Raw genomic sequence first — 24,934 nt, 5'->3', positions numbered from 1 at the left:
CCTAGACCTGATTCATTCTGCGAATGTTGTAGATCATCACCGGCGTCACGGCGATAAAGATGATCACCGCCAGGGCCGCCCCGCGCCCGTAGGCGCCCTGGACAAACATCTGGTTGTACATCATGTTTGCCACAACCTCGGTGTTGAAACGCCCACTGGTCATGACATAGACCACATCAAAAACCTTGAGAACGAGAATAACGATGGTGGTTGTCACCGTAAGAATTGCACCGCTCACAAAGGGAATAATTACCTGAAAAAAGATACGAAACTCCCCCGCACCATCGATCCGGGCCGCCTCGAGCAAACTCGAAGGAACTCCTTTTACCGCTGACGAGAGAATAACCATGGCAAAGCCCGTCTGGAGCCAGATCATGATTATGATAAGGAAAAAATTGTTCCACGGCTCAAGGCGAAGCCATCCCAGAGGATCCTCTCCCAAGGCAACCCTGAGGGCGTTCAGAAGGCCGATCTGGGTTCCAAAGCTTGCCCGGTAATAGATAAAGCGCCAGATAACCGAAGCACCAACAAAGGAAATTGCCATGGGCAAAAAGATGAGGGACTTGGCAAAACGCTCCCACTTGATCCGGTCCACCAGAACAGCGATGACCAGTCCCAGGGAAACCGCAAAGAGAGGAACAAAGACCAGCCAGAGGGCGTTGTTCCGCAGGGCGATTCGCAGAGCCGGGTCCGTAAAGGCCCTCAGGTAGTTCTGGAATCCAAAGTTTATGGGAGTTCCCCCCCGCTGAAAATCAAAGAAACTGATATATATCGTCCGCACCGTGGGATAGATGATGTATACCAGAAGAATCAAAAACGCAGGCGTAATGAAAACATAGGGACGCAGAAGATCACGCGTCCTTGCAGGCAGGAGCCCCACCAGATGATCCGCCGTGAGAAAAAGCCCCCAGATACCGCCCACGCCAACCAGCAACGCCACCAGGGCGATCACCGGACGGGGAGCAGAACTATCCCGCATAAAAAGAAAACTCCAGGAGAAGATCGCCACCAACGCGACCGCCCCCAGCACCGCCATCAGAATTCGGGTATGTCTGCTGTGCTCGCTCACCCTGTCACTCATTCAATCCCCCCGTGGAAGGTGGTCCATCCGGGCGACGCGCCCGCTCCATGCGGACGCGTCGCTACCGGGAAAAAGGCGAAACAGCCCCCTGCCTTATCGGCGGGGCCAGCTGTTGTCGATGTTCTGCAGGGTCCGTTCGAGATTCACGTTGGGGTAGTTATTCACATAATCGGTGATCTCGGTCCAGAACGATCCCGCTCCAACCGGGCCGGGCATCAGGTCGGAACCGTCAAACCGGAAGGTATCAGCGTTGGCGATGATCTCGGCGTAGCGCCGGTCTGCCTCGGTGGGATACCAGCTCAGGTCTGCATCGGCGTGGGGAGAGACAAACCCTCCGGCCTCGACCCAGGCTTTGGTGGAGATTCCCTGGGTCATGTAGCGCGCCAGAGCACGGACCTCGGGACGGTCGTTAAAGACACCGTAGATGTCGCCTGCACCAAGTACGGGCCGCCCGAACTCCTCGTCGATCGGAGGCAGGTAGAAGAAGTCGGCATCCACTCCAACCTCTACCCCGCGAGGGAAGAAAGCAGGGATAAAGCTGGCCTGGCGGTGCATCCACGCCGAGGGAGGATTGGTGAACAACGCGTTCGGCGCATCCCCGAAGGGGGTCAGAACGATACCGTCGGTTCCGCCCAGAACGTAGTCCTCGTTGAACCAGATATCACTCATAATATCGAAGGCCCGCTTGACTTCGGGGCTGTTGAAGGGATGTTTTCCCTCTACCCAGTTGTCGTATACCTCAACAGGAGCGATGCGGAGCAGGATATCCTCGATCCAGTCCGTTCCCGGCCAGCCCGTGGCACCGGCTGATTCAATACCAATGGACCAGGGGACACCGCCGTCGGCGACGATCTGATCCGAGAGGGCAATCAGCTCATCCCAAGTTTCGGGAACCTCGTAGCCCGCCGCGTCCCAGGCTTTCTTGGGGTACCAGACCAGGCTCTTGACGTTGGCCCGGTGCCAGAAACCCGACATGATACCGTCCATGGTGGCCATATCCAGCCAGCTCTGGTCGTACTGCTGCGAGAGGTACTCCCGGGAGAACCATTCGTTCAGGTCTATCACCTGACCACCCTGGACAAAGTCGTTCAAAAGACCGGGCTGGGGAAAGGCGGCCATATCGGGAGGACTGCCTCCCTCGACCCGCACGGTGATGAGGGACTCAAAATCACCGGATCCCTCGTAAACCACATTGATCCCCGTGGCTTCCTTGAAGATATCCATGGACCGGTTGAACCGACGGGCGTCCTCGTCCACAAAAGCTCCAAAAATCCGCACCGTCTCTCCCGAGAGATCCTGTCCCTCGGTCCAGGGGTTATCGGTGTAATCAACATCGCTGACGGGAGCCTTTTCGGCCTGTCCTCCGGCGAAGAGGGTCACGGCAGAGAAAAGAAATATCCCCGCAATTAAACAAACAGTTGTTTTCTTGAACATAGCACCTCCTGTTTTCGGCTTGTCCTTTTAGTTGCGATATGCAACCAACCATGAGGGTACCACGGCGAATTCCCGCTGTCAACGAAAAAAACGCCCCTTTTCCGGGGTTTCAAGGCAGCAAATTTGACAGCTCCCGTATTGTCGTGTAGAGTTGGTTTCGGAAACCAACTGATGTCGCAAATCAGGTGGCAAGACCCTGAGGGAGGCTCCGGGCGGAACCCTTCGGAGCAGGGCCCGAGAGCGCAGAAATAATCACGAAACGGCGGCGACAATGGAACGATACGTCAGTAAGGTAAATATCACCCGCGTCCTTCGGACTATCTATCTCACCCACGGGTTGAGCCGGGTGGAGATCGCCAGAATCCTCGATATAAACAAGTCCACCGTCTCGAAGATCGTCTCCTTTCTCGAGGAGCTGGGAATCGTGGAAACCGCGGCCGTGGGCGAGGCCGGCCCCACCGGCGGCAGACGGCCCCTGCACCTGCGCATACGCGCCGACTGGGGTTGTGTCATGGGCCTGGAGATTCAGACCGAGGCCTTCACCGTTGTGGGGGTCAATCTTCAGGGTGAGGTCTTTTTCAGCCACACCGAACCCCTGGATCTGCGCACGGTCAGCCTGGTGGATGCCTTCATCGGAATAGTAGACCGCTTTCGCCCCAGTCTGGAAAACACGGGCATGCCAATTCTGGGCATCGGCGTGGGGTTACCGGGGTTTGTCGATCCTGTCCGGGGCGTTCTCTGCGCGTCCATGCCCTTTGAACAGTATGAAGAGATCAATTTTGTCCGCGAGGCCCGGGAGCGGCTCGGCATCCAGGTGCCAGTCCTGGTGGATAACGACGCAAACTGCGGGTGCTGGGGCGAGCTTGCCTTTCGTCACAGCTCCCGGCCGGGGAACTTTATCTTTGTTCTGGGAGAACACCGAAAACACACCATCGCCATGGACAACCACCGGATCATGGCCCTGGGGCTGGGGCTGGTTCTGAACGGCCAGGTCCACCACGGAGAGACCTTCTCGGCCGGCGAGTTCCGAAGCATCCTCTACAAGGAGGACCAGGTGAACCAGTTCTCCATATCCGATGATCAGGCGCGGCAGTTTCTTCAGAATTCCCGGGTGAACGAGATGATCGTGGACGAGCTGGCCCGGCACATCGCCTTCCTGGTGAACATCCTCAACCTTCGCAAGGTGGTGATCGGCGGCCCCATCGAGGTTCTGGCTGATCAAATCCAGAAAGCGGTACGGAACCACGCCCAGACGAACTGGGCCTACCCCCAGAAGGTGGATTTCGAGATGGAGGTTTCGCGCCTGGGCGAACGGGCCGTCGCCTACGGCGCAGCGGGAATGTACCTGGAACGGCTGATCAGGATCCCTTCGGTGGAGACCGGCACAGAGGCCACTGCGGCCGTCGGCATCGACCTCTTGCCCCAGGTGGGGCAGCAGAATCAGCTGGTCCGGCGGTAGACCTCTTCCACAAGCTGCAAATGCTCGGGCGTTCCCATCTCCACCGCCTCGGGCACAAACCGCACGGGCCGGGAAAATCTCCCTTCCGGGGATTCCCTCGAGGGATCTCCCGGAGGGCCCAGGAGTCCCCGCTCAAACTTAACCCGCAGGATTCGCCCAACCGCCCGATTCAGGGCATCTTCCGGGATCTCGCCCTCCTCCAGAGCACGGAGGATTCGCCGAAAACTTCCTTCGGGAGACAGGGGGTACAGGAGCAGATCGGCCCCCGCCTGGAAGGCCCTCAGGGGGCGCTCGTCGGGGGGCGCAAAGCGATCCAGAGCTTTCATGACAAGCGAGTCCGTCACGATCAGGCCGGAGTAGCCCAGGTCCTTCCGAAGCATTCCCTGGAGCACTTCCGGGGAGAGCGTCGCCGGGGTATCGTCACCAACAACCCGGGGAAGGCTGATATGGGCTGTCATGACCCCCTCGGCCCCGGCGGTGATTCCTTCGCGAAAGGGGATAAACTCCAGGGTACGGAGGCGTTCCAGATCATGATCGACAATCACCGACTGATAATGCGTATCCTCCCGGGTATCGCCGTGGCCGGGGAAGTGTTTTATCACGGCGCTTACACCGTTATCCTGGAGTCCCCGCACCGTGGCCGCCACCATGCGAGCCACCAGATGGGGGTCGCTGCCAAAAGCACGGCTCCCGATGACGGGGTTTTCGGGGTTGGTCAGAATATCCGCCACGGGGGCAAAGTTCATGGTTATTCCCAGACTCCGAAGTTCCCGAGCCATGGCTCCGGCAATGGCGTAGGCCAGCTCCTCGCTTCCTGTAAGGCCGATCCTCCAGGCCGAGGGAATCGCCGTGGCGGGCATTCGGGTGCTGCTGTTCAGGCGGCTCACGATCCCGCCCTCCTGATCAACCGCCACCAGGAGGGGGATGGGGCTTGCCTCCTGAAGATCCTCCACCAGACGTCTGGTCTGATCAGGGTCCCGAAGATTCGCCCCGAAGAGGATCACCCCCCCGGGCTGGACGGTGCCGATCATGGCCCGTGTCGCCTCATCCAGCTCGACCAGGGGGGCTCCCCGGGAATCGACCACCAGGGCCGGCATGAAAAGTTGCCCCACCCGTTCTTCCAGAGTCATGCGGGAGAGCATATCCTGTACTGCCCGTTCCCGGAGGGCATCATCCAGAAGCAATCCGGCGCCGGCCACGGCAGACCCTGCCCCCCCGGGGGGAAGCAGGTCATCAGCCTCCGCTCCCGGGGGACCACCCCGGGACTCCCGGGGGAGTTCTTTCGGGAGGGCCTCACCGGGAGAGCCTTCCGGCCCCGGCGTGGCACAGGCCACCAGCCCCAGGGAAAGGAGGGCGACAATAGTGGAGAGTGTACACAGGTGTACACAAAAAAAGACACAATTACGCGAAAAAAGATTCATTCCTCTTTTCAAAATCCGGAATCCTTTGCAATATGGACAGTTAGAAACTCAAAGAGCGGCCACGGCCAGTGGCACGGTTCTTGCTCATAATCCTTTGAATGGAACGGACAGCACTGGTGAAAAACCAAAAGCCCCTCCCGGATGAGCTCCGGACGGAGTTGATCCGCAAGTCAGTACACATCCTCATAGCCGCAGTTCCCTCCATGACGGCTTTTTTTGGCACGGCTGTAACGCTGGGCATCCTGGCAACGGGCATCCTGCTCTACACAACAGCAGAGGCCCTGCGCCAATGCGGCCGATTCGTGCCGATCATAACACATATCACCCAGGTTTCGTCACGATCCCGGGAGGTCGATCACTTTGTCCTGGGCCCGGTCACGCTGGGAATCGGAGCCATGCTGGCGATCATGCTCTACCCCCACCCGGCGGCCTCGATTGCCGTCTACGCCCTGGCCTTTGGCGACAGCGCCGCCAGCGTGGCAGGCAAGTTCCTGGGGACCCTCACAATTCCCCTGACGGGGGGGAAGACCCTGGCGGGGAGTCTGGCCTGCACCGTAGCGGTGGCCCTTACCGTAGCCGTGATGCTCCAGGGCCGGGTGTTCACTGCCCTGACCCTGGGTGTTGCAGCAGCTCTGCTGGAGGCGCTTCCCACCCGCGACGCCGATAACCTCCTCCTTCCTGTGGGGGTGGGGCTGGCGGCAACGCTGATCCTGTAGCAACCGGCCCCGTGCGGCCATCGGGCTCGCGAGGCTACTCCAGGAGATAGTCCCGGTAGTTTTCCACGGCAAAGACCGTTGCGCCCAGAACGGTCAATCCTGCTCCCACAATAATCAGGGATATCTCGGCCCGGTAAAAAAGAAGCCCCCGACCCAGCGCCAGAAACGCCGCCGCCAGAGCCGTGAAAAGCGGCCGGCGCTCCCGGACCACCAGGGCGGCCTGGAAAAAACTCACCACCGCCAGAAAGAGCACCACCAGCATCACCGTATCCACCGACAGGCGCAGGCCCATGGCATAGACCAGGTTGTCGGGAAGAACCAGACTGTCCAGGGGAATTGTCCAGCTTAATCCCAGAGAAACGGCAAGAACCGCCAGCAGTGACATGCCATGGCGCTGCAGGGCACCACCCCCCGCGCAGAGCGCTCCCGTAAAGAGCGCCAGCGTTCCTGCAATCCAGCCAAAGGAGGTCACCCGCGAGAGAATCGGCGAAAAATGCCTCCACGATGTGGCGGGGATCATGATTTGCCCCGCTTTGGTGACATCCAGGCAGGAAAAGAGAAAGAAGAGCATCACAAAGAACACTGTCACCGAGGGACTTCGCCGGAACGTGCGCATATACGCCGCAGCGGCGCTGCAAAAAATACCCCACGTTACCAGAGCTCCAAGAAGGGCCTGCCCCCGGGACGGGGAAATCTCAAGTTCGCCCCCCAGGGGAAAGATTGCCAGATTCCGGACCAGGGCAACCAGAAAGAATCCGCCAGCCAGAAAAACGAGCACCATCAGTGCCGCCAGGGTGTGTATTCGTGCCGTTCGTGTCATTTCCCCTCTACTATACCGTTTTTTCCGTCAAAAAACTGCATCTCCCGCCGCCCCGGGGTAATGATTCTCCCCTGTCGGGACGATAACAAGGGATGAGGAGTTCTGATTCCATGGAGAAAAACATGAAACGCTTAGGCCCAGTTGTCCTTCTGCTCACCCTGGCGGTGGCAACAACCAGCGCCGGAGATATCGCCCGCTTTGCAAATCTTGGCTTCTCTCCCGATTCCCGGGTTTTCCTCTTTGGCCAGTACGGAATCACTCACCCCGAAGGAAACCCTTTTGCCGAAATCTACGCCGTCAATGTGCCGGATAATGTGTTTCTTCCCAAGGGGGTACAGAGTCGCACTTTCTCGCGCACCCTTTCGGGGGGCCAGGACGGAAGCGGCGCTCTCTATACGTTGTTGCCCCTCTTCCAGCCCCTCATAGGGCAGCATCAGATCGACCATCTCTCACAGGGCCGGATCATCTACCTCTTCATCGATGGCGAAAGCGATCCCCAACCCCGGGTATCATTTCGGGATTTTCGCACCGGCACCAGCTATACCCTGGATCTTGTCCAGGAAGCTCGGGGCCGGGGGGCTGACGGAAGCGCAGCCTTTCATCTGAATCTGCAGGCTCGCTACAGTGACGGCACCACCCTGGAGCAACAGGTAGGACGCCCCACTCTCTTCCGCGAGGGGGTAAACCGCTACCGCATTGGCCGGGTGATCGTCTCCCCCGACAACACCTCCCTGGTGGTGGTGATGGAGCGAATCACCGACATTGCCGGAGGACGGCGGATCCGTTACATGGTGGAGACCGTTCGCCTGCGCTAACCGCCCCATTCCCCCGAGATTCCCCCGGGATACAAGGAAAATCTTGACGCCCGGGGGTTTTGCCCATACACTCTCGCCGAAATATCATGGCAGAACAGATAACAAAACGGTCCACCAGCTACTCAGACTGGTACGTAGATATAGTCCTGCGGGCACAGCTTGCAGACTACAGCCCCGTAAAAGGGTCCATGGTGATCCGCCCCCGGGGATACGCCCTGTGGGAGCGAATGCAACAGGCCCTGGACAGGATGTTCAAGGAGACGGGCCACAGCAACGCCTATTTCCCCCTGCTCATTCCCGAAAGCTTCCTGAAAAAGGAAGCGGAACACGTGGAGGGCTTTGCACCGGAGCTGGCCGTGGTAACCCACGGCGGCGGGCAAGAGCTGGAAGAACCTCTGGTGATTCGGCCCACCTCGGAGACGATCATCTGGAGCATGTACAAAAAGTGGATTCAGTCCTACCGGGACCTGCCGCTGCTGATCAACCAGTGGGCCAACGTGGTGCGCTGGGAGAAGCGGACCCGCCTCTTTTTGCGCTCCACGGAGTTTCTCTGGCAAGAGGGCCACACGGCCCACGAGACGGAACAGGAAGCCCGGGACGAAACTCTGCAGATGCTCGATGTCTACAAGCGTTTTGCCGAGGAATACATGGCAATGCCCGTGCGCACGGGGGTCAAAACCGAGAGCGAGAAGTTTGCCGGAGCGGTGGACACCTACGCGATCGAGGCGCTCATGCAGGACCGACGGGCGCTCCAGGCCGGGACATCCCACTTCCTGGGGCAGAACTTCGCCAAGGCCTTCGATGTGCAGTACCAAACCCGGGAGGGTTCCCTGGAATACGTCTGGGCCACCAGCTGGGGAGTCTCTACCCGTCTGATCGGCGCACTCATTATGGCTCACTCCGACGATAGCGGGTTGGTCATTCCTCCGCGCCTGGCCCCAACCGAGGTGGTGCTGATCCCCATTTTCCGCAACAAAACAAAAGAGGCTGTCCTGGAGGCGGCCCGGACCCTGGCCAGGGAGCTCCGCCAGGAGTTCCGCCTGGAGCTGGATACCGACGAGAACTCTTCGCCGGGGTGGAAGTTTGCCGAGTGGGAGATGCGGGGCGTCCCGATCAGGGTTGAGCTGGGCCCCCGGGACCTGGAAAACAACCAGGTCACCCTGGTGCGGAGAGACACCGGCGAGAAGGAGTCCGTATCAATCACAGCCGTGGCAGGGCGAATACGCTCCCTTCTGGAGGAGATCCAGAAGAATCTCTTTGACCGGGCCCTGGCCTTCCGCGAGGAGAACACCCACCGCCCCGAGACCTGGGAAGACATGAAGGCTCTCTTCAACGGCACCGGTTCCGATGACCAGGCAGCACCGGGAGGGTTTGCCCTGGTTCCCTGGGACGGTGATCCCGCAACAGAGGCGCTGGTAAAGGAAGAGACAAAAGCAACGATCCGGGTCCTGCCTTTCGGAAACGAGGAGGAAGCCCGGGGGAAAACCTGCGTTATCAGCGGGAAACCGGCCCGGCACATGGCGGTCTTTGCCAAGTCCTATTAAATGCACGGGCCCCGATGATTATCGGGCCAGAGGATTATCCGGGCGGTGATCAGCCGGGTTGATCGCGAAAGCCCGGTGATTCTGTGCTATAGTTTGGGGAGTGAAGACGATCACCTGCTGCGGAACGCTCCGCCCGGTCCGGCTCCGGGCGATGATTATGGCCTGCGCCCTGGCAGGGATGGTTCCCTCCCCCCAGGCCCCTCTGGCCCGTGAGATCACAGCTCTTTATATCTCGGCGATGCCCACCTGGATCTATAACGGCTTCACCACCGACAGCGACGGCGAAAGCGTTCAGGGAAGCGATACCAGCCCCCTGCGCATGACCTTCGGCATCGGCCTGGAACTTTCCCTGGGAGAGAAGAACCGCCTGGAGCCGAACCTCTGGGTGTACACCCAGGAATACGCCGCCCTGCGGGATCACGACAAAACCGTACCAACCCAGATCGAGACGGGGTCTTCCGTGGGGGATATCGCCAACACCCTGGGGATAGCTCTGAGCCTTCCCTGGCTCTACACCCTGCCCTGGCCCGACCACGAGGCCTGGCGCCTCTCGGCCGGGGGCGGAATCACCCTGATCTTCCGGATCCCCCTGGAAGCGATCGACGGCTCCGACGCAAGCCCCGTGACCGAATACTGGATCGCCGGGCGCTTTTTCTACCCCCATCTCCAGGCAGCCGCCGATTACAGGCTCACGGACACACTGGAAGTTGGCGCAGGTCTGGAATGGTATATCCCGGCCTACAACCTCTGGGTGGACAACAGGGAGGACACCCCCTTCCTGGACGAGACGATGCTACGCTTTGGCCTGCGCCTTCGTCATCGCCTGGGTTCTCCCTGACCCCGAGTGGCCGCGATCTGGGTCACAAAACCGGCGGTCATCATATCCAGAAAAGCCCCGATCCGTTCCAGCAGGGGCATAACCGGCAAAAGAATGAGATAGGACTCCTCCATCCCCCGGCCATAGCGGGAGGCCAGAAAGGAGAGCATCAGCAGGACGCCCCCTGCCGGCGTCCGGGCAAGAAAGAAGGAATAGAGCACCGTGGAAACGGTCAGAAGCATCAGATCGCCCAGTCCGATATCCAGGGCGGTATAGGAGCGGATCACCAGGAGAAACCCGGCCATGCTCACCAGAGCGGTGCCAGCCCGGCCGTAGAGAGCAACCCAGGGAGAAACCGAGGCCCCCACCGCGCGGGGGATCTCCAGGGAATCCCTGTTCACCCGCGTCAGCGTGGCCAGGGAAAAGAAGGAATCACCCGACCCCAGGGCGGCCACCGCCACAGGGATCATCGCCGAAAGCCAGCGCAGGGGATGGGTTCGGCGGCGGTCAAAGAGGTAGAGAATTGCCGGATATACCAGAACCGCCATTACCAGGACCGCCACAATCAGGACCAGCAAGAACTGGCTGAACAGCCCCAGGTCAGCCCCGTCGCGCAGAAGCACCGTCAGAGCCGCCACGGGCAAAAGCACCAGGACTCCCAGGATACCCACCAGAAGGCGGTTCATGCGGTAGAAAATGCGGTTGGCCGAATCGACCACCAGGGAAAGGGGAGAGCTCACGCTCCGGTCGTGTTTGAACGAGACCCCCACCAGAAGGGCCATAAGGAGGATTCCCGCCAGGGCACCATCGTCCAGAACAAAGACCCTGAAGGCGTTGGCAGGAATCGCCTCCAGGAAGGAGGCGATCAGCGAGGGCGGCGCCGTAATACGCCCCTCCTGGACCATGGGAGGAATCCGCTGGGGAGAGAAAGCCAGAATGGCCAGCCCTCCCAGAAGGGTGGAGACCACTGTACACAGAAAAAGCACCACCGCGCTGAGCATCCCCGCTTTTCCCAGAGCACCCTTGGTGTGGAGCTCGTCCACAGCAGCGATCATGGCAAAAAAGACCAGCGGAAAGAGCAGAAACCGCCCCGCCAGAATAACCAGCTGCGACAACTCCGTCAGAAGAGCCGCCGTGTCTCCCCCGGCCAGGGGCAGAACCATCCCCAGAAGAACCCCGGCGGAAGCCCCCAGGGCATAGCGAAAAGAAATATTCATACCGTTACGCTCTCTTGAAGGAGAGGAGTCCCGAGCGCTGGCCGTATTTCTGCCACCGCCCCGCAGACTTCTCTGCCTTGTCTATAATCTGCTCCGCCGCCCACCGGGCCACGGCCCTGCTGTCGCTCTCCGAGGCCTGGAGGCCACGAATTGTCACGGATTCCCCCTCGTAGTAGGCGAAGAGGGAACGCACCAGCCCCTGGACGGCCCCGCAGAGCGCAGCCTCGAAAGGAGGAAGAACCTCGGCACCGCCATCGTACCAGACAACGGTGATATCGCCCGAGCCGCGACGTAAAAAGTATCCCAGCACCTCCTTGAGAATAAAGAGGTACCCCTTCAGCGCAGCATCTACCCCCTGCTCGATCAGGGCAGACTCGGTCTGATGCAGGGGAGTGTGAATACCTTCGGGAGCGCAGACCACCACAGCCCGGGACGCCTCGCGGGTCTCTCCCTCCAGGGCCAGCACCACCGACCGTGCCGAGAGAAGCGACCGTCGCGACCAGGGCAGATAGCAGAGCCCCGACCCTACCGAATCGGGAACCTGGGGGTGTTCGCCGGCAGAATCGACGGTGGCGAAGACCTGGTGCTGTCGATTGAGGAACTCCTGGATCATATCGTCTGTAAAGGCCGACTGTTTACCCGTTATCAGGACTGGCTCTTGCATGGTACGGTATAGTAGTAACCGCTTCACGTGAGGTCAACGCCATGAAGATTGCTATCGGACAGATTAACAGCACCATCGGAGATTTTTCCGGCAACCGGAGGCGAATCCTGGACGCCGCCACCACCGCCCTGGGTCAGGGTGCCCGGGTGATCGTCTTTCCCGAACTCTGTGTCTGCGGGTACCCCCCCATGGACCTTCTGGACCACGCCACCTTTGTGGAAGAGAACAACCGTTCCCTGCGACAGCTTCAGAAGGAGCTGCCCCGGGAGATCGCCGCCGTGGTGGGGCTGGTGGACTGGAACCACGAAACACCGGGCAGGGCAATCCAGAACACGGCTGCAGTGATCCACCAGGGCCAGGTGGTATTCCGCCAGGCCAAGCGGCTTTTACCTACCTACGATGTCTTTGACGAGGCCCGTTATTTTGAACCAGCCACATCGTCGGGAATCTGGCTCTTTCAGGGAGAGCGTCTGGGGATCGCCATCTGCGAAGATCTCTGGGCGGGAACAGAACCGGCCCCGGGGGTGCGGTACCAAAACAACCCTGTACGGGATCTTCTGGACCAGGGCGCGACGGTACTGCTCTCCCCGGCGGCCAGCCCCTTTTACAAGGGAAAAGCCTCGTTCCGCCGGGAGCTGGCCGAGCGAATCGGCCGCCAGGCATCACTTCCCCTGATCTATGTGAACGCCGTGGGCGGCAACGACAGCCTGATCTTCGACGGCGGCTCCTTCGCCACCCGTGGATCCGGGGAGGTCCTGGAGGAGAGCGCCCGCTTCCGGGAAGATCTGACCCTGGTCGATCTCACCCCCCTTCCGGAAAGTCCGACGGAAGCAGAGCGGGCAGCCCCGCGCCATCTTCCGCCATCGAATGAACCGACCGATGAAATAAGCGAGATCGAGGCGGCTCTCGTGCTGGGACTGCGAGACTACCTGGAGAAAACAGGCTTCTCCCGGGTGCACCTGGGGCTTTCGGGCGGGATCGATTCGGCCGTGGTGGCAGCTCTGGCCGTGAAGGCCCTGGGACCGGAACGGGTCACGGGGTTTCTTATGCCCTCCCGATATTCAAGCCCGGGGAGCATCACCGATGCCGAAGCTCTGGCCGATAACCTGGGTATCCAGCGGGAGATCCTCCCCATCGATCCCCTCTACCAGGCCGTGACGGCCTGCCTGGAAGACCAGTTTGCCGGAACCGCCCCGGGTTTGGCCGAAGAAAACATCCAGGCCCGGTTGAGGGGTCTTCTGATGATGTCCTGGTCCAACAAGTTCGGGTCCCTGACCCTTACCACAGGCAACAAGAGCGAACTTGCCGTGGGCTACTGCACTCTCTACGGCGATATGGCCGGTGCTCTGGCGGTACTTGGGGACGTCCTGAAAACGGAAGTCTTCGCCCTGGCCCGGTTTATGAACCGCGAGAGGGAGATCATACCGGAGAACACCATCGTGAAACCGCCTTCGGCCGAATTGCGGCCCGATCAGAAGGACGAGGACAGCCTCCCTCCGTACCCCCTGCTGGACACCATTCTGGAGGAATACCTTCTGGAAAACCGGACCTTCCAGGAAATTGTCTCCCGGGGACACGATCCGGCCACGGTGGAGCACGTCCTGGGCCTGGTGGCGCGCAGCGAGTACAAACGGCGCCAGGCCCCGCCGGTTCTGAAGGTAAGCCCCAGAGCCTTCGGCACGGGACGCAGGATTCCCATCGCCCGCCATATCTACGAAACCTCCCGTTAGGAATCTCTGCGGATAGGGCCGGCAACATTGATTATCCGGCGGGGCAGCGTTATCATTACCTGTAGAAGCAGGAGAAACCAGCGCAGGCCGGACCAGGGCCGTCGGGTTGCAGGGCACGACGGGACCTGTGCCTCCTCTATGCCGGGTCTTACCGGGTCTGCGGAACGGAGAACCCGTGAAGGAGCGTATGAGAAGAACTATGCTTATTGAAGCAGAAATCTGGACAGTGGCCCGAACAGAAAAAGGAAACGCCGTACTGATCAAGCCCGTGGGTAGCGATCGGGCCGTTCCTATTTTCATCGGCCAGCTGGAGGCTCAGTCGATTCTCTTCGGTCTCGCCGGGGTTCCTGTGCCGCGCCCCATGACCCATGATCTCTTCCTCTCGGTCCTGGAGAAAACCAACGTCTCCGTGGAACGCGTGGAAATCACGGAACTCAAGGACCGCACCTTCTATTCCCGGCTTCTTCTCAAACACGGCATGAAACGGGTCACCCTGGACGCGCGCCCCTCGGACAGCCTGGGAATCGCTTCCCGTGTTCACTGTCCGGTCTTCATCGCCGAGACAATTGTGGACGAGGCCAGCGTAGCGGTGAACCTCATCTCCGAGAACGAGGCTCAACTGGAACCGGACGAGCCCTTCCTGGAAGACCCCGGCGACCAGGCCAACAGGGAAGAGCTGGAGAAAGCTCTGGAGCAGGCCGTGGAGACAGAAAACTACGAGGAGGCTGCGCGTATCCGCGATCAGCTCAACGAATTGTAATCCCTCCCTGCTCTCGTCATTGCAGGCGGAGTTTTTCTACCCTATAATCAGAGTACCCATTATGGAGGTTACTCGGTGAAATATCCCCACGGCACCGCCCGCATCACGGGCGTCCTGGTTCCTCTGGCGGCGCTTCGCAGTACCACCAGCATCGGTTGCGGCGAGTTTGCCGATCTTCCCGATCTGGCCCGGTGGTGTTCTGCAACGGGGCTCAATCTTATCCAGCTTCTGCCGGTAAACGACACAGGCGGAGAGAGTTCTCCCTATAGCGCCCTCAGCGCCTACGCCCTGCACCCCGTCTATATCCGCATCCAGGATCTGCCGGAACTGCAGGAGCTTTCCCCGAAGGTCCGGGCCGCCCTGGAGAGCCAGCTGAAAAAACTGCACCAGGAGCTGGACGGCCCGGAACGCTTCGATCACGGCCGGGTTCTGGCGGAGAAAACCGCCCTGCTGCGGCAGATTTTTACCGAAGCAGCCCCCGAGGGACCGGAAGGAACGGACACCACCCCGGCGGGAAAAGACCTCACCGCTTTTGTCCGGGCCAACCCCTGGGTCAAACCCTACAGCGTGTTTCGCGCCCTCAAGGACGCCCACCAGGGGCGCGCCTGGACCACCTGGGAGGAACACCGCCAGGGGGATCAAGCCCTGGTGGACAAGCTCTGGCGGCGGGCATCGCTCAAGAGGGAAACCCGTTTTTACGCCTGGGTCCAGATGCGGCTCGCCCGGCAGTTCAGGGAGGCCTCCCGGGAGGTGGCTCGCCTGGGAGTTGCCCTGAAGGGGGATATCCCCATTCTGATGAACCAGGACAGCGTGGACGCCTGGTTCAACAGGGAGGTCTTCCGTCCCGACCTCCGCGCCGGAGCTCCCCCGGATATGTTCAGCGACCTGGGCCAGAACTGGGGATTTCCCATTTACAACTGGGACTATCTGGAGAGCCAGGATTACGCCTGGTGGCGCGAGCGGCTCCGGCAGGCAGCTCAATATTACCAGGCCTACCGGATCGATCACGTTCTGGGATTTTTCCGCATCTGGTCCATCCCGGAACGAAACGTCTCGGGTACCCTGGGATTTTTCTGGCCCCAGAAAGGGCTCACCCGCGATGATTTGGGTCAGGTTGGTCTTGATGCAGGCCGCCTGCGCTGGCTCAGCGAGCCCCACCTGCGGGGAGAAGAGCTCCATCAGGGATTGGGCGAGGATCTGCCCGGCCTGATCACCACTCTCTTCGAACAGATCGATCAGGAGGATCTCTTCCTGTTTTCCCCAGCAATCAGGGGAGAAGCCGACATCATTGCCCTGGGCCTGCCCGCCGGGCAGCAGGAGTGGCTCCTGGAGCGCTATCGGGACCGGGCCCTCCTGGAGCTGCCCGACGGAACCTTTGCACCAAGCTGGTTCTTCCGGGACTGCAGCCGTTACCAGACCCTCTCCCCCGAGGAGCGGGCCCGTATTGAGGAACTCCTTGACCGCCGGGGCGCAGAAAACAACGAGCTCTGGGCCGAACAGGGTCGCACACTCCTGAAGTTCATGCAGAACACCACGGATATGCTCACCTGTGCCGAGGATCTGGGGGTCGTCCCCGAGGCAGTTCCCCGCGTTCTGGGAGAACTGGGGATCCTGAGCCTGCTCATACCCCGCTGGAGCCACTACTGGGACCAGCCGGGAGAACCCCTCATTCCCCTGGGAGAGTATCCCGAGGCCAGCGTCTGCGCCCCCAGCGTCCATGACACCTCCACCCTCCGGGGCTGGTGGGAAGACGAGTCGGGCCGGGAAGCTCTCTGGAGAGAGATCACCTCCGGCGAGGACCGCCCCTGCCCGGAACAGTTCACCCCCGAGGTGGCCCTGGAGGTATACCGGGGCATCCTGGCGTGCAGCAGCAGAATCGTGGTCTTTCAGCTCCAGGATCTGTTCGCCCTGACACCGGACCTTCCCCGGAAGGAATCCCGCCAGGACAGAATCAACGTACCCGGCACCGCCAACAGTTTTAACTGGACCTGGCGGATGCCCCTGACCATGGAAGCGCTCCAGGATCATCCCCGGTTGCAGGAAGTGCTCCGGGATCTTGCAGCCCGAAGCTGAACCGACCTGCAGGCTGACAAGCTGCCTGCACGGTTTCAGTGTAGTATTCAGTGGCGTGTTTCTCACTGTGTTTCTCACTGTGTTTCACAGGATGATTCACAGGATGATTCACAGGATGATTCGCGTCATGATAAAGAACGAGAGAGAACCAAAGAGGGAGAGTGAAGCAATGAAAACCATCTACAGGACAGATTCGTTTGTACCGGGACCGCTCCGGGAGTTTCATATATCCCGCAGCGCCCGTGATACCTACCACTTCTCCCAGGGAATCTTCTCCATCCAGGGCCACGTTCTCTTTGCCGAAACCCGTCAGGCCCGGGACTTTGCCATGCGCATAAACACTGTGCGCAAAAGCGCCCTTCATCCCGAACGGGCGGTACGCGCCGGGGATATCCTGGCCATGGGGCTGATCGACGAGATTTTTCATTACGTGATCTCCCTCTACCTCCAGCAGTACGGCCAGGATATGCTTCGGCGCCTGGAGGCGCACCTGGAAAGCACCCTGGGAACCGCCGAGGTTGACCGGCTCCTGATGCTCTTCTCGGAGCGTTTTCCCACGGTTGCCTGCTATCAGGGCAAGGAAAGCCCCCGGGAAAGTCTGGACCGCACCCAGGAGGGCCTCTCGGGCCGCGAGATAGCCCTGGAAGAGATGATCCTGCTCTGGACCGGAAACCGGAACCTGGGCTTCTATCCCCTGCTGGAACTGTTTGACGAGCAGCTCCTGGCTCTGGATACCTGTTACGACCGGGCCATGACGGCCATCGGGGATTTCTTCGAGACCCAGCCCTCCTTCGGGCCCGACGATCAGACCCTGATCGAGCTTCTCCTGGCCCCGGCCCGGGCCCACCCCGATGATCTTCACGCCCAGCTCGATTACATCCGCCGTCGCTGGGACAGCCTGGTGGGGTCCTTTCTGGACCGGATACTGCGCTCCCTGGATGTTCTGGCCGAGGAGCACAAGGCCCGGTTCTTTGGTCCCGGAGAAAGCTCCGTCCTGGAGTTCCCCCACGGGGGCAATTTCCCGGGAGAGGATGCCGACTACGCCCGGTTCAGCCCTGACCGGGAGTGGATGCCCCGAGCGGTGATTCTTGCCAAAAGCACCCTGGTCTGGCTGGACCAACTCTCCAAAAAGTATCAGCGGGAGATCACCACCCTGGATGCGATCCCGGACGCCGAACTCGATCTCCTTGCACGGCAGGGCTTCACCGGCCTCTGGCTCATCGGACTGTGGCAGCGCTCCCAGGCCTCCAGGCGGATCAAGAACCTCTGCGGAAACCCCGAGGCCGAGGCAAGCGCCTATTCGCTCTACGACTACGATATTGCCCGGGAGCTGGGGGGCTGGGAGGCTCTGGACACCCTGCGACGTCGCCTCTGGCAGCGGGGAATCCGTATCGCCAGCGATATGGTTCCCAACCACACGGGAATAGATTCCCGATGGGTTCACGAACACCCGGAGTGGTTCATATCCCTCCCCGACAGCCCCTTCCCGGGATATACCTTTCAGGGAGAAAACCTCAGCACCCGCGAAGGGGTGGAGATCTACCTGGAAGACCACTACTACAACCGCAGCGACGCAGCGGTGGTCTTCAAACGGGTAAACAGCTCCAGCGGCGAGGTTCGTTATATCTACCACGGGAACGATGGCACCAGCATGCCCTGGAACGACACGGCCCAGCTGAACTATCTCAACTCCGAGGCCCGCGAGGCGGTAATTCAGACAATCATCACCGTGGCAAAAAACTTCCCCATCATCCGTTTCGATGCCGCTATGACCCTGGCAAAGAAGCACATTCAGCGCCTCTGGTTCCCCGCGCCGGGTCAGGGTGGTGATATCCCCTCCCGAAGCGATCACGGCCTCTCCCGGGCCGATTTCGAAAAGGCTATTCCCCTGGAATTCTGGCGAGAGGTGGTAGACCGGGTGGCCCAGGAGGTGCCCGACACGCTTCTCCTGGCCGAAGCCTTCTGGATGATGGAGGGCTACTTTGTTCGAAACCTGGGGATGCACCGGGTTTATAACAGCGCCTTCATGAATATGCTCAAAAACGAGGAGAACGAGAACTACCGAACCACCATCAAGAATACCCTGGAGTACGATCCGGAGGTTCTCAAGCGGTTTGTAAACTTCATGAACAACCCCGACGAGGACACCGCCGTGGCCCAGTTCGGCTCGGGAGACAAATATTTCGGGGTTGCCACCATGATGGTGACCATGCCGGGGCTTCCCATGTTCGGCCATGGCCAGATCGAGGGGTTCGCCGAGAAATACGGCATGGAATACCGCAAGGCCTATTGGGACGAGACCCCCAATCAGGGTCTCATCGAGCGGCACCAGCGGGAGATCTTCCCCCTCATGCACCAGCGCCATCTCTTTGCCGATGCTACCCATTTTCGTCTCTACGATGTCTACGCCGCCAACGGCGACGTGAATCCCCATGTCTTTGTCTATTCCAACCGCCAGGCATCCCAGGACAACCACTCCCAGGGCAACCAGGAGGGACGAACCCTGGTGATGTACAACAACAGCTACCAGGAAGCCTCCGGGTGGATCCATACCTCGGCCCCCTACGTGATCCACGGCGATGAATCGCGGGCACGCATGACGGAGCAGCTCATCCCGGCCCTGAATCTCACCCCCTCGTGGAAGCACTTTGTGATCTTTCAGGAACAGCGCAGCGGCCTCTGGTTCATCAGGAACTGCGGCGAAATTCTGGAGCGGGGACTCTATCTGCAGCTCAAGGGCTACGAGAGTCAGGTCTGCCTCAATATGTACGAGGTTGAGGACAACCGCTACTCCCATTACGCCCGCCTGGCCGACTCTCTGGGGGGAGCGGGAACCCCCGATATCTCCCGGGCCATGAAGCGGCTTCTGCTGCAGCCCCTCCACGATGCCTTCGGTGCCCTGGCAAACACCGGCATCATGCGAACCCTCATGGAAGCGCTCGTGGGGACCGCCGCACCCGTGGACTGGGAGGAGCTTGCCACCCAGTACCGGACATTCCTGGGAATAGCCGGTCAGTTCTGCGAGCATACCACCCGCCTGGAAGACGCCGTGGCGCTCTTCCAGCACAACGGTGAGGCCCTGGATCGGCTCTCGCAGCTGGTAAAACGCGCCCCCGACGAGGTGGGTGCCCTGGTAGCCTCTCACATGGAGGCCGAACGGGAAGACGCATCGATCTTCCTGGCTCTGACGCTGCTTCTGCCTCTGGATGTCTTTATTTCCGGCCAGGACCGGATCAGCCCCCAGCTTGTGGGCTATCACGCCCTGGATCAGGCCGGCGAGTGGCAACTGATCGAGACGCTGCGCCCTATCCTGATGCAGATCCAGCCCGACGGCTCCCTGCCCGATTACTGGTCACAACTGGTACAAATCACCCTGGCACACCATAACTGGTGGCGCTACGGCATAGGGGAACCGCAGGAAACAACGGCCCTGACGATTGTGGAATCGCTCCTGGCAGATCCCAACGTGGAGACCTTTCTCCGTATCCACAGCCATAACGGGATCACCTGGTTCAACCAGGAAGCTTTTGACCTGCTGATTGACTGGCTTCTGGTTATCGGGGCCTGGCACGAGCTCACGGCGGCCGTGGCCGCAGGAACACGGGTCAGCTGGAAACGGGTCCTGAAAGAGACCACCGGCATGGCCCGGGTCTACCGGGAATGGCGCCGGGCAGAAAAGGCAAGCCGCTACCGGGTTGACCGCCTTCTGGAGGCGCTCCAGCCGGAGCCCGAGGAGGAGCTCGAGGCAGCGTCCGAAGCCGAGACAGCATCCGAGGCACAGCCGGCACAGCCGGCACAGTCGGCACCGGACAAGCAGTCGGCACCGGACAAGCAGCCCGGGAGCGGGCCAAAACGGAACGCCCGATCAGAAAAACCGAAAGGAACCAAATGACTTTTGAATATTCCATGACCATTCCCAGTTTTCTCTGCGCTCCCGATGATCGCCTTGGACTTGACGGCATGGCCAGCCTCTTTCAGGAGGGGGCCTGGCGGCACGCCGAGAAACTGGGGATCGCCTTCACCGAGGATGAACCTTCTCTCTTCTGGGTGCTCCACCGCCTGGGGGTTCGGTGTACCCGCCGTCCCGCCTGGGGCGAAGATGTGGTGATCACCACCTGGCCCAGCCGCATGGAACGTCTCCTGGCGCTGCGGGAGTTTACCCTCCACACCACCGGGGGAGAGCTCCTGGCCGAGGCCACGTCGTCGTGGATCATCCTCACGGCCCGGGAAAGCAAGCCCGTACGGCCCGAACGCTATTTTCCGCCCGAAAAGCTCACCGGGGCTTACCAGCTGGAGATGCCCCTGGGCCGGATGCCGACGATCCCCCCGGAGGAGGCGCTTCCTCTGCTGGAAGCAGCCCGATGGCACCGCGTTCGCCCCAGCGATACCGACCGAAACGCCCACGTGAACAACGCCCGCTACGCTCAGTGGTTCCTCGACGAGGCACCCCGAATGTTCTCCTCCCCTGCAGGGCTTCACGCCCTGAGCTTTACCGCCGAGACAAAGGTCGGCCAGGAATACGCCGTTATCACTGGCGGCACGGAGGAAGCACCCATTGCCGAGATCCACGTCCGGGACGAAGCGTCCTCCCGGGGATCGGCAACAGACCAGGCCCCGACAACAGACACACGCTGCGCCTGCCGACTCCACTGCATCGCCTGAGGGCGGTGTGTCCGCAGGTTTTCTGTGTCTGGGGGCTTTCTGTACCTGAAGGTTTTCTGTACCGGGAGTCTTTCGTTTCCTTGGGGCTTTACTTCATACCATCCCGTTCCGATATTCAGATATAAGGGGTGGCAGTTGCGCTTGAAAAGCCCTTGACACAATCGGTGCCACCCGGTATCTATACTGGGGGATGTAGTTGTCATGTACACTGGCTTTTTTCCACCGGGCAGCGTTCTCTGGGACCTGACCCAAACAAACAAGTTTGATGCAATCCGCGAGACGATCTTCCAGACCAGCACCTTCCGGGCCATCCCCGGGCTTGATCTTGAGACCTTCACCCAGGCTGTCATCAAACGGGAACAGGAACAATCAACGGGGTTTGGTCACGGAATCGCCATAGCCCACGGCAGAACCTATCAGGTGCCAACCAGCGAGATCGCTCTGGGCGTGTCCCGGGAAGGGATAGATTTTCAGGCCTTCGACGGCATGCCGGTACATCTGCTCTTCGTTGTGGCAAGCCACCCCGATCGCCAGATTGACTACCTGCGCATACTTTCGTGCCTTGCAACGCTGGCCCGAAACGAACTGTTCCGCCAGGAGCTTTTGGCCTGCCTCTGCCAGGAAGAGGTGGAGCAGAAGGTCTGTAGCGCCTTTCAGGGCGCACTCCTGCGCTCACACTCCTGAACTGCTCCTGACTAAAACTGCCTCTCAACTAAGTTGAACTCTAAGTTGCTCCTCAACGAAACTGCTCTCTCCTAAACCGGGTCGCTCTTCCACTGAATCGTCTGCAGGACATCGTCAATTGTCTCGGCCCGGCGAATCAGTTGTACCGACCGATCCTGCCGGAGCAGCAACTCGGCACAACGAGGTTTTCCGTTGTAATTGAACCCCATGGCATGACCGTGAGCTCCCGTATCGTGAATCGCAAGAAGATCTCCCACCTCGGCCCGGGGCAGATCCCGGTCCAGGGCAAACTTGTCGTTGTTTTCGCAGAGGCTGCCTGTCACATCGCAGGTTTCACCGGGGGGCTCGCCCTCGTGGCCAAGAACGGTGATATGATGGTAGGCCCCGTACATGCCAGGCCGCATCAGATCTGCCATGGTGGCATCAACCCCCAGGTAGCGCTTGTAGGTTTCTTTCCGGTGCCGGACGCGAGTGATCAGCCATCCGTAGGGACCAGTTACGACCCTTCCGTTTTCCGTTACAACCCGCACCGGATCAAGACCGGCCTCCACAATGATCTCCTGGTACGCTCCTTGAATGCCCCGGGAGAGCACCTGGTAATCTACAGCCTGCTGATCGGGCCGGTAGGGAATCCCGATCCCGCCGCCGAGGTTCACAAACTCGATCTGTATCCCCAGTTCGGTCTTGAGCTCCACCACCAGCTCAAAGAGGATGCGGGCCGTCTCGACAAAATACTCGGGGTTCAACTCGTTGGATGCCACCATGGTGTGAAGTCCGAAACGGCGAGCTCCCAGGTCCCGCGCCCTGCGGTACCCCTGAAAGAGCTGCTCCCGGGTAAAGCCGTATTTTGCTTCCTGGGGGTTCCCGATGATGGCGTTGCCCTCTTTCAGAGGACCCGGGTTATACCGCAGGCAGATCAGTTCGGGCATTCCCGCCTCGCGGGCCAGAAAATCCACATGCGTCAGATCATCCAGGTTGATGATCGCCCCCAGATCCCGGGCCTGGCGAAACTCCTCGGCAGGCGTATTGTTGGAGGTAAAAATAATCTCTTCACCCCGAATGCCCATCTTTTCCATCAGGGCAAGCTCGGTTGCGCTGCTACAGTCGAACCCCATGCCCTGATCCCGCAGGATTTCCAGGACCGCCGGGTTTGGCAGGGCCTTCACGGCATAGTAGTTGTAAAACCCGCCCGGAACCCAGGAAAAGGCCTCCAGAAACCGGCGGGCGTGGTCGCGAATCGCCGCCTCGTCGTACAGGTGAAACGGTGTGGGGTGGGTTTTTGCCACCTCCTCAAGAAAGGCCGCGTCAAAGGGCAACGGTTTCAGGGATTCGGTTTTCATGGCGCAGAAGGTACGCAGAGAGCGCCCCGAGGTCAAGCCCGGAGCGCCGGAGACGGAAAAAAAAGGGTCAGCACGAGACGCCCCGAGCCAGGGCTGTGGCCCGGACCTGGCAGGACCTACCGGTCCTGGTCATCGCAACCGGGATCACCCAGCCGCTTGGCCTCCACCAGGAGAATCAGCTGCTCCGGCAGTCCGTTCAGGAGGTTCCGGGGAATTACAAGATCAAACTCCCGGGCAAGCTCGATAATGAACTCCAGATGATCATAGTTCCACCGATGAAACTCATCGGCCCCGCACTCGGCGTTGATGGTACCAAGAACCCGTCCGCAGACTTCGGCCATCTCGGCCCCGGAAAAAGTCTCTTGTATTCGGGAAAATATTCCCCGGGCCTTGGTGGCACCCAGATTTTCCAGCTTCTGGCCAAAGGCCTCGCCCAGAGCTTCTTCATCGACCTGATCGTCCTTGTAGCTGTCGGGATTGAATAGGGCCTCTCCGTTCACGTAACACCTCCCTGGAACAAAACAGAATAAGACTGACAATAACAGGATCATTATAACAACATATAGAGATAAATCATATATAAAATAACCTATAGGCAAGAAGAAGAGAATGGTTGACTATCTATATAGATACCCCTATACTTATTTCACTGCTGATACAGACAGCAGAACACAACCTTTACCAAATGCACACGTCTGCGAAGGAGCATAGCTATGGGCGAATCAACTGAGCCTGCTGGAACGGCTGCGTCCTCTTCGAGTATCCGCCGGAGCGGGAGCTCCCGGTCCAGGAAAAAGAAAAAAAGCCAGATTCCACTGGGATTACTTGCAGGAATTGCGATCATCGCGATCGGGTTGGGCATCATGAGAGAGTCGGGAACCCTGGCGTTCTTCTGGTTCACGGGGATCGCCTTCGGGTTCATCCTCCAGAAGGCCCGGTTCTGTTTCACCGCGTCCCTGCGTGATCCCTTCCTCACGGGGGGGACCAGCCTTACCAAGGCGGTTCTGACAGCCTTCGCCGTTACCAGCCTTGGATTCTGGGCGATCCTCTACGGAGCCCACCAGGCAGGATTGCCCCTCCCCGCCCAGGGATTTGTAGCACCCATCGGGGTCTCCACCGCTGTGGGAGCTACCATGTTCGGGATCGGCATGGTTATCGCCGGAGGATGTGCCTCGGGAACGCTCATGCGCGTGGGCGAAGGCTTCCTCATGCAGACCCTCTCGCTGGTTTTCTTTGTGGTGGGATCTCTTCTGGGAGCTGCATCTTTTGGCTGGTGGGAGCTCAACTTTATCGCCACTTCGCCCCGGGTCTTTCTGCCCGACGTTTTCGGGTGGTTCGGGGCCATTGCAGTGCAGTTGCTGATCATTGCATTTCTGTGGATCGCGGCTGACAAGTACGCCAAGGCAAAACAACGTGCGGGAACGCACTAATTATTTCAACAGGAAATCCTGAAGGAGCGTGTCATGAAAGAAGAAACACTGGATTGTTTGGGCGAGGCTTGTCCGGTTCCGCTGGTGAAGGCCCAGAAGGCTCTGGAAAAGCTTGATGTAGGCGACGTGCTGATCGTTCAGATCGATCACTCCTGCGCCATGAAAAACGTTCCCGAGTGGGCCCGTGAGGCGGGACACAACGTCGAGATCGAAGAGGTCGACGACGGCGAGTGGGACGTGGTCATCGAGAAAGCAAAGTAAGGACGG

The 24,934-nt window shown here is 60.0% G+C and carries 21 protein-coding genes; 13 read left to right on the top strand and 8 right to left on the bottom strand.

Features of this window, described 5'->3' with window-relative positions; genetic code table 11:
* Nucleotide 1: 1 nt before the first annotated feature.
* Together BW950_RS06585 and BW950_RS06580 are read right to left on the bottom strand one after the other, a co-directional pair.
* Nucleotides 2–1,081: a carbohydrate ABC transporter permease gene (locus tag BW950_RS06585; protein WP_200796797.1), complete on the bottom strand. Its 1,080-nt coding sequence runs from the start codon at nucleotides 1,079–1,081 to the stop codon at nucleotides 2–4.
* Nucleotides 1,082–1,174: 93 nt separating this feature from the next.
* Nucleotides 1,175–2,515: an ABC transporter substrate-binding protein gene (locus BW950_RS06580; protein ID WP_076488501.1), complete on the bottom strand. Its 1,341-nt coding sequence runs from the start codon at nucleotides 2,513–2,515 to the stop codon at nucleotides 1,175–1,177.
* Between the two features lie 271 nt (nucleotides 2,516–2,786).
* Between BW950_RS06580 and BW950_RS06575 the strand changes: the two genes are divergently transcribed.
* Nucleotides 2,787–3,974: an ROK family transcriptional regulator gene (locus BW950_RS06575; protein WP_076488500.1), complete on the top strand. Its 1,188-nt coding sequence runs from the start codon at nucleotides 2,787–2,789 to the stop codon at nucleotides 3,972–3,974.
* Here BW950_RS06575 and BW950_RS06570 read toward each other — a convergent pair.
* Nucleotides 3,956–5,395, bottom strand: coding sequence for a glycoside hydrolase family 3 protein (locus tag BW950_RS06570; RefSeq protein ID WP_076488499.1), 1,440 nt, complete (start codon nucleotides 5,393–5,395; stop codon nucleotides 3,956–3,958). The genes BW950_RS06575 and BW950_RS06570 overlap by 19 nt on opposite strands.
* A 98-nt stretch (nucleotides 5,396–5,493) precedes the next feature.
* On the opposite strand from BW950_RS06570, the gene BW950_RS06565 reads away from it, so the two are divergent.
* On the top strand, nucleotides 5,494–6,111 hold the full coding sequence (locus BW950_RS06565; RefSeq protein ID WP_076488498.1) for a diacylglycerol/polyprenol kinase family protein: 618 nt from the start codon (nucleotides 5,494–5,496) through the stop codon (nucleotides 6,109–6,111).
* Nucleotides 6,112–6,145: 34 nt separating this feature from the next.
* Here the strand turns inward: BW950_RS06565 and BW950_RS06560 are convergent, their stop codons facing one another.
* Nucleotides 6,146–6,931, bottom strand: coding sequence for a hypothetical protein (locus BW950_RS06560; RefSeq protein WP_076488497.1), 786 nt, complete (start codon nucleotides 6,929–6,931; stop codon nucleotides 6,146–6,148).
* A gap of 122 nt (nucleotides 6,932–7,053) precedes the next feature.
* Here BW950_RS06560 and BW950_RS06555 point away from each other — a divergent pair, with 122 nt between their 5' ends.
* The 3 genes from BW950_RS06555 to BW950_RS06545 all read left to right on the top strand — a co-directional run bounded on the left by BW950_RS06555 (nucleotide 7,054) and on the right by BW950_RS06545 (nucleotide 10,128).
* A complete protein-coding gene (locus BW950_RS06555) occupies nucleotides 7,054–7,746 on the top strand; it encodes a DUF2259 domain-containing protein (protein ID WP_076488571.1) in 693 nt (230 codons plus the stop codon).
* Nucleotides 7,747–7,832: 86 nt separating this feature from the next.
* A complete protein-coding gene (gene proS / locus BW950_RS06550; RefSeq protein WP_076488496.1) occupies nucleotides 7,833–9,290 on the top strand; it encodes a proline--tRNA ligase in 1,458 nt (485 codons plus the stop codon).
* Between the two features lie 100 nt (nucleotides 9,291–9,390).
* A complete protein-coding gene (locus BW950_RS06545) occupies nucleotides 9,391–10,128 on the top strand; it encodes a hypothetical protein (RefSeq protein WP_076488495.1) in 738 nt (245 codons plus the stop codon).
* Here BW950_RS06545 and BW950_RS06540 read toward each other — a convergent pair.
* Both BW950_RS06540 and BW950_RS06535 read right to left on the bottom strand, forming a co-directional pair.
* On the bottom strand, nucleotides 10,107–11,324 hold the full coding sequence (locus BW950_RS06540) for a cation:dicarboxylate symporter family transporter (RefSeq protein WP_076488494.1): 1,218 nt from the start codon (nucleotides 11,322–11,324) through the stop codon (nucleotides 10,107–10,109). The two genes, BW950_RS06545 and BW950_RS06540, sit on opposite strands and share 22 nt — an antisense overlap.
* A gap of 4 nt (nucleotides 11,325–11,328) precedes the next feature.
* The gene (locus BW950_RS06535) at nucleotides 11,329–11,988 is read right to left on the bottom strand and encodes a hypothetical protein (RefSeq protein ID WP_076488493.1); all 660 of its coding nucleotides are present in this window, start codon (nucleotides 11,986–11,988) and stop codon (nucleotides 11,329–11,331) included.
* Nucleotides 11,989–12,029: 41 nt separating this feature from the next.
* Between BW950_RS06535 and BW950_RS06530 the strand changes: the two genes are divergently transcribed.
* From BW950_RS06530 to BW950_RS06505, 6 genes are all read left to right on the top strand, one after another.
* Nucleotides 12,030–13,718, top strand: a complete 1,689-nt coding sequence (locus tag BW950_RS06530; RefSeq protein ID WP_076488492.1) for an NAD+ synthase — start codon at nucleotides 12,030–12,032, stop codon at nucleotides 13,716–13,718.
* A gap of 187 nt (nucleotides 13,719–13,905) precedes the next feature.
* Nucleotides 13,906–14,478 carry a bifunctional nuclease family protein gene (locus BW950_RS06525; RefSeq protein WP_076488491.1) on the top strand — a complete coding sequence of 191 codons (573 nt, stop codon included), beginning with the start codon at nucleotides 13,906–13,908 and terminating at the stop codon, nucleotides 14,476–14,478.
* Nucleotides 14,479–14,553: 75 nt separating this feature from the next.
* Nucleotides 14,554–16,551: a 4-alpha-glucanotransferase gene (locus BW950_RS06520; RefSeq protein ID WP_076488490.1), complete on the top strand. Its 1,998-nt coding sequence runs from the start codon at nucleotides 14,554–14,556 to the stop codon at nucleotides 16,549–16,551.
* Between the two features lie 169 nt (nucleotides 16,552–16,720).
* Nucleotides 16,721–20,443, top strand: coding sequence for an alpha-amylase family glycosyl hydrolase (locus tag BW950_RS06515; protein WP_076488570.1), 3,723 nt, complete (start codon nucleotides 16,721–16,723; stop codon nucleotides 20,441–20,443).
* On the top strand, nucleotides 20,440–21,213 hold the full coding sequence (locus tag BW950_RS06510) for an acyl-[acyl-carrier-protein] thioesterase (protein WP_076488489.1): 774 nt from the start codon (nucleotides 20,440–20,442) through the stop codon (nucleotides 21,211–21,213). The genes BW950_RS06515 and BW950_RS06510 overlap by 4 nt, the downstream gene beginning before the upstream one ends.
* Nucleotides 21,214–21,414: 201 nt before the next feature.
* Nucleotides 21,415–21,897 (top strand): PTS sugar transporter subunit IIA, encoded by a 483-nt coding sequence (locus tag BW950_RS06505; RefSeq protein WP_076488488.1) that lies wholly within the window; start codon nucleotides 21,415–21,417, stop codon nucleotides 21,895–21,897.
* Nucleotides 21,898–21,968: 71 nt separating this feature from the next.
* Here the strand turns inward: BW950_RS06505 and lysA are convergent, their stop codons facing one another.
* Complete coding sequence (gene lysA / locus BW950_RS06500; protein ID WP_076488569.1) at nucleotides 21,969–23,237, bottom strand: diaminopimelate decarboxylase; 1,269 nt, start codon at nucleotides 23,235–23,237, stop codon at nucleotides 21,969–21,971.
* Nucleotides 23,238–23,353: 116 nt separating this feature from the next.
* Nucleotides 23,354–23,737 (bottom strand): hypothetical protein, encoded by a 384-nt coding sequence (locus tag BW950_RS06495; RefSeq protein ID WP_076488487.1) that lies wholly within the window; start codon nucleotides 23,735–23,737, stop codon nucleotides 23,354–23,356.
* A 213-nt stretch (nucleotides 23,738–23,950) separates the two neighbouring features.
* Here BW950_RS06495 and BW950_RS06490 point away from each other — a divergent pair, with 213 nt between their 5' ends.
* Nucleotides 23,951–24,667, top strand: coding sequence for a YeeE/YedE thiosulfate transporter family protein (locus BW950_RS06490; RefSeq protein ID WP_076488486.1), 717 nt, complete (start codon nucleotides 23,951–23,953; stop codon nucleotides 24,665–24,667).
* A 33-nt stretch (nucleotides 24,668–24,700) separates the two neighbouring features.
* Nucleotides 24,701–24,928: a sulfurtransferase TusA family protein gene (locus BW950_RS06485; protein ID WP_076488485.1), complete on the top strand. Its 228-nt coding sequence runs from the start codon at nucleotides 24,701–24,703 to the stop codon at nucleotides 24,926–24,928.
* The last annotated feature ends 6 nt before the right edge of the window (nucleotides 24,929–24,934 follow it).

Source organism: Alkalispirochaeta americana (genome assembly GCF_900156105.1).
GTDB lineage: Bacteria > Spirochaetota > Spirochaetia > DSM-27196 > Alkalispirochaetaceae > Alkalispirochaeta > Alkalispirochaeta americana.
Note: the sequence above shows the minus strand (reverse complement) of the source record. Positions and strands in the feature narration are given on the sequence as shown.

Bases quoted from the DNA above. Each gene is read 5' to 3' on its own strand.
- BW950_RS06585 (WP_200796797.1), bottom strand. From the start codon at position 1,081: ATGAGTGACAGGGTGAGCGAGCACAGCAGACATACCCGAATTCTGATG.
- BW950_RS06580 (WP_076488501.1), bottom strand. From the start codon at position 2,515: ATGTTCAAGAAAACAACTGTTTGTTTAATTGCGGGGATATTTCTTTTC.
- BW950_RS06575 (WP_076488500.1), top strand. From the start codon at position 2,787: ATGGAACGATACGTCAGTAAGGTAAATATCACCCGCGTCCTTCGGACT.
- BW950_RS06570 (WP_076488499.1), bottom strand. From the start codon at position 5,395: ATGAATCTTTTTTCGCGTAATTGTGTCTTTTTTTGTGTACACCTGTGT.
- BW950_RS06565 (WP_076488498.1), top strand. From the start codon at position 5,494: ATGGAACGGACAGCACTGGTGAAAAACCAAAAGCCCCTCCCGGATGAG.
- BW950_RS06560 (WP_076488497.1), bottom strand. From the start codon at position 6,931: ATGACACGAACGGCACGAATACACACCCTGGCGGCACTGATGGTGCTC.
- BW950_RS06555 (WP_076488571.1), top strand. From the start codon at position 7,054: ATGAAACGCTTAGGCCCAGTTGTCCTTCTGCTCACCCTGGCGGTGGCA.
- proS (WP_076488496.1), top strand. From the start codon at position 7,833: ATGGCAGAACAGATAACAAAACGGTCCACCAGCTACTCAGACTGGTAC.
- BW950_RS06540 (WP_076488494.1), bottom strand. From the start codon at position 11,324: ATGAATATTTCTTTTCGCTATGCCCTGGGGGCTTCCGCCGGGGTTCTT.
- BW950_RS06535 (WP_076488493.1), bottom strand. From the start codon at position 11,988: ATGCAAGAGCCAGTCCTGATAACGGGTAAACAGTCGGCCTTTACAGAC.
- BW950_RS06530 (WP_076488492.1), top strand. From the start codon at position 12,030: ATGAAGATTGCTATCGGACAGATTAACAGCACCATCGGAGATTTTTCC.
- BW950_RS06525 (WP_076488491.1), top strand. From the start codon at position 13,906: ATGAGAAGAACTATGCTTATTGAAGCAGAAATCTGGACAGTGGCCCGA.
- BW950_RS06515 (WP_076488570.1), top strand. From the start codon at position 16,721: ATGAAAACCATCTACAGGACAGATTCGTTTGTACCGGGACCGCTCCGG.
- BW950_RS06510 (WP_076488489.1), top strand. From the start codon at position 20,440: ATGACTTTTGAATATTCCATGACCATTCCCAGTTTTCTCTGCGCTCCC.
- BW950_RS06505 (WP_076488488.1), top strand. From the start codon at position 21,415: ATGTACACTGGCTTTTTTCCACCGGGCAGCGTTCTCTGGGACCTGACC.
- lysA (WP_076488569.1), bottom strand. From the start codon at position 23,237: ATGAAAACCGAATCCCTGAAACCGTTGCCCTTTGACGCGGCCTTTCTT.
- BW950_RS06490 (WP_076488486.1), top strand. From the start codon at position 23,951: ATGGGCGAATCAACTGAGCCTGCTGGAACGGCTGCGTCCTCTTCGAGT.
- BW950_RS06485 (WP_076488485.1), top strand. From the start codon at position 24,701: ATGAAAGAAGAAACACTGGATTGTTTGGGCGAGGCTTGTCCGGTTCCG.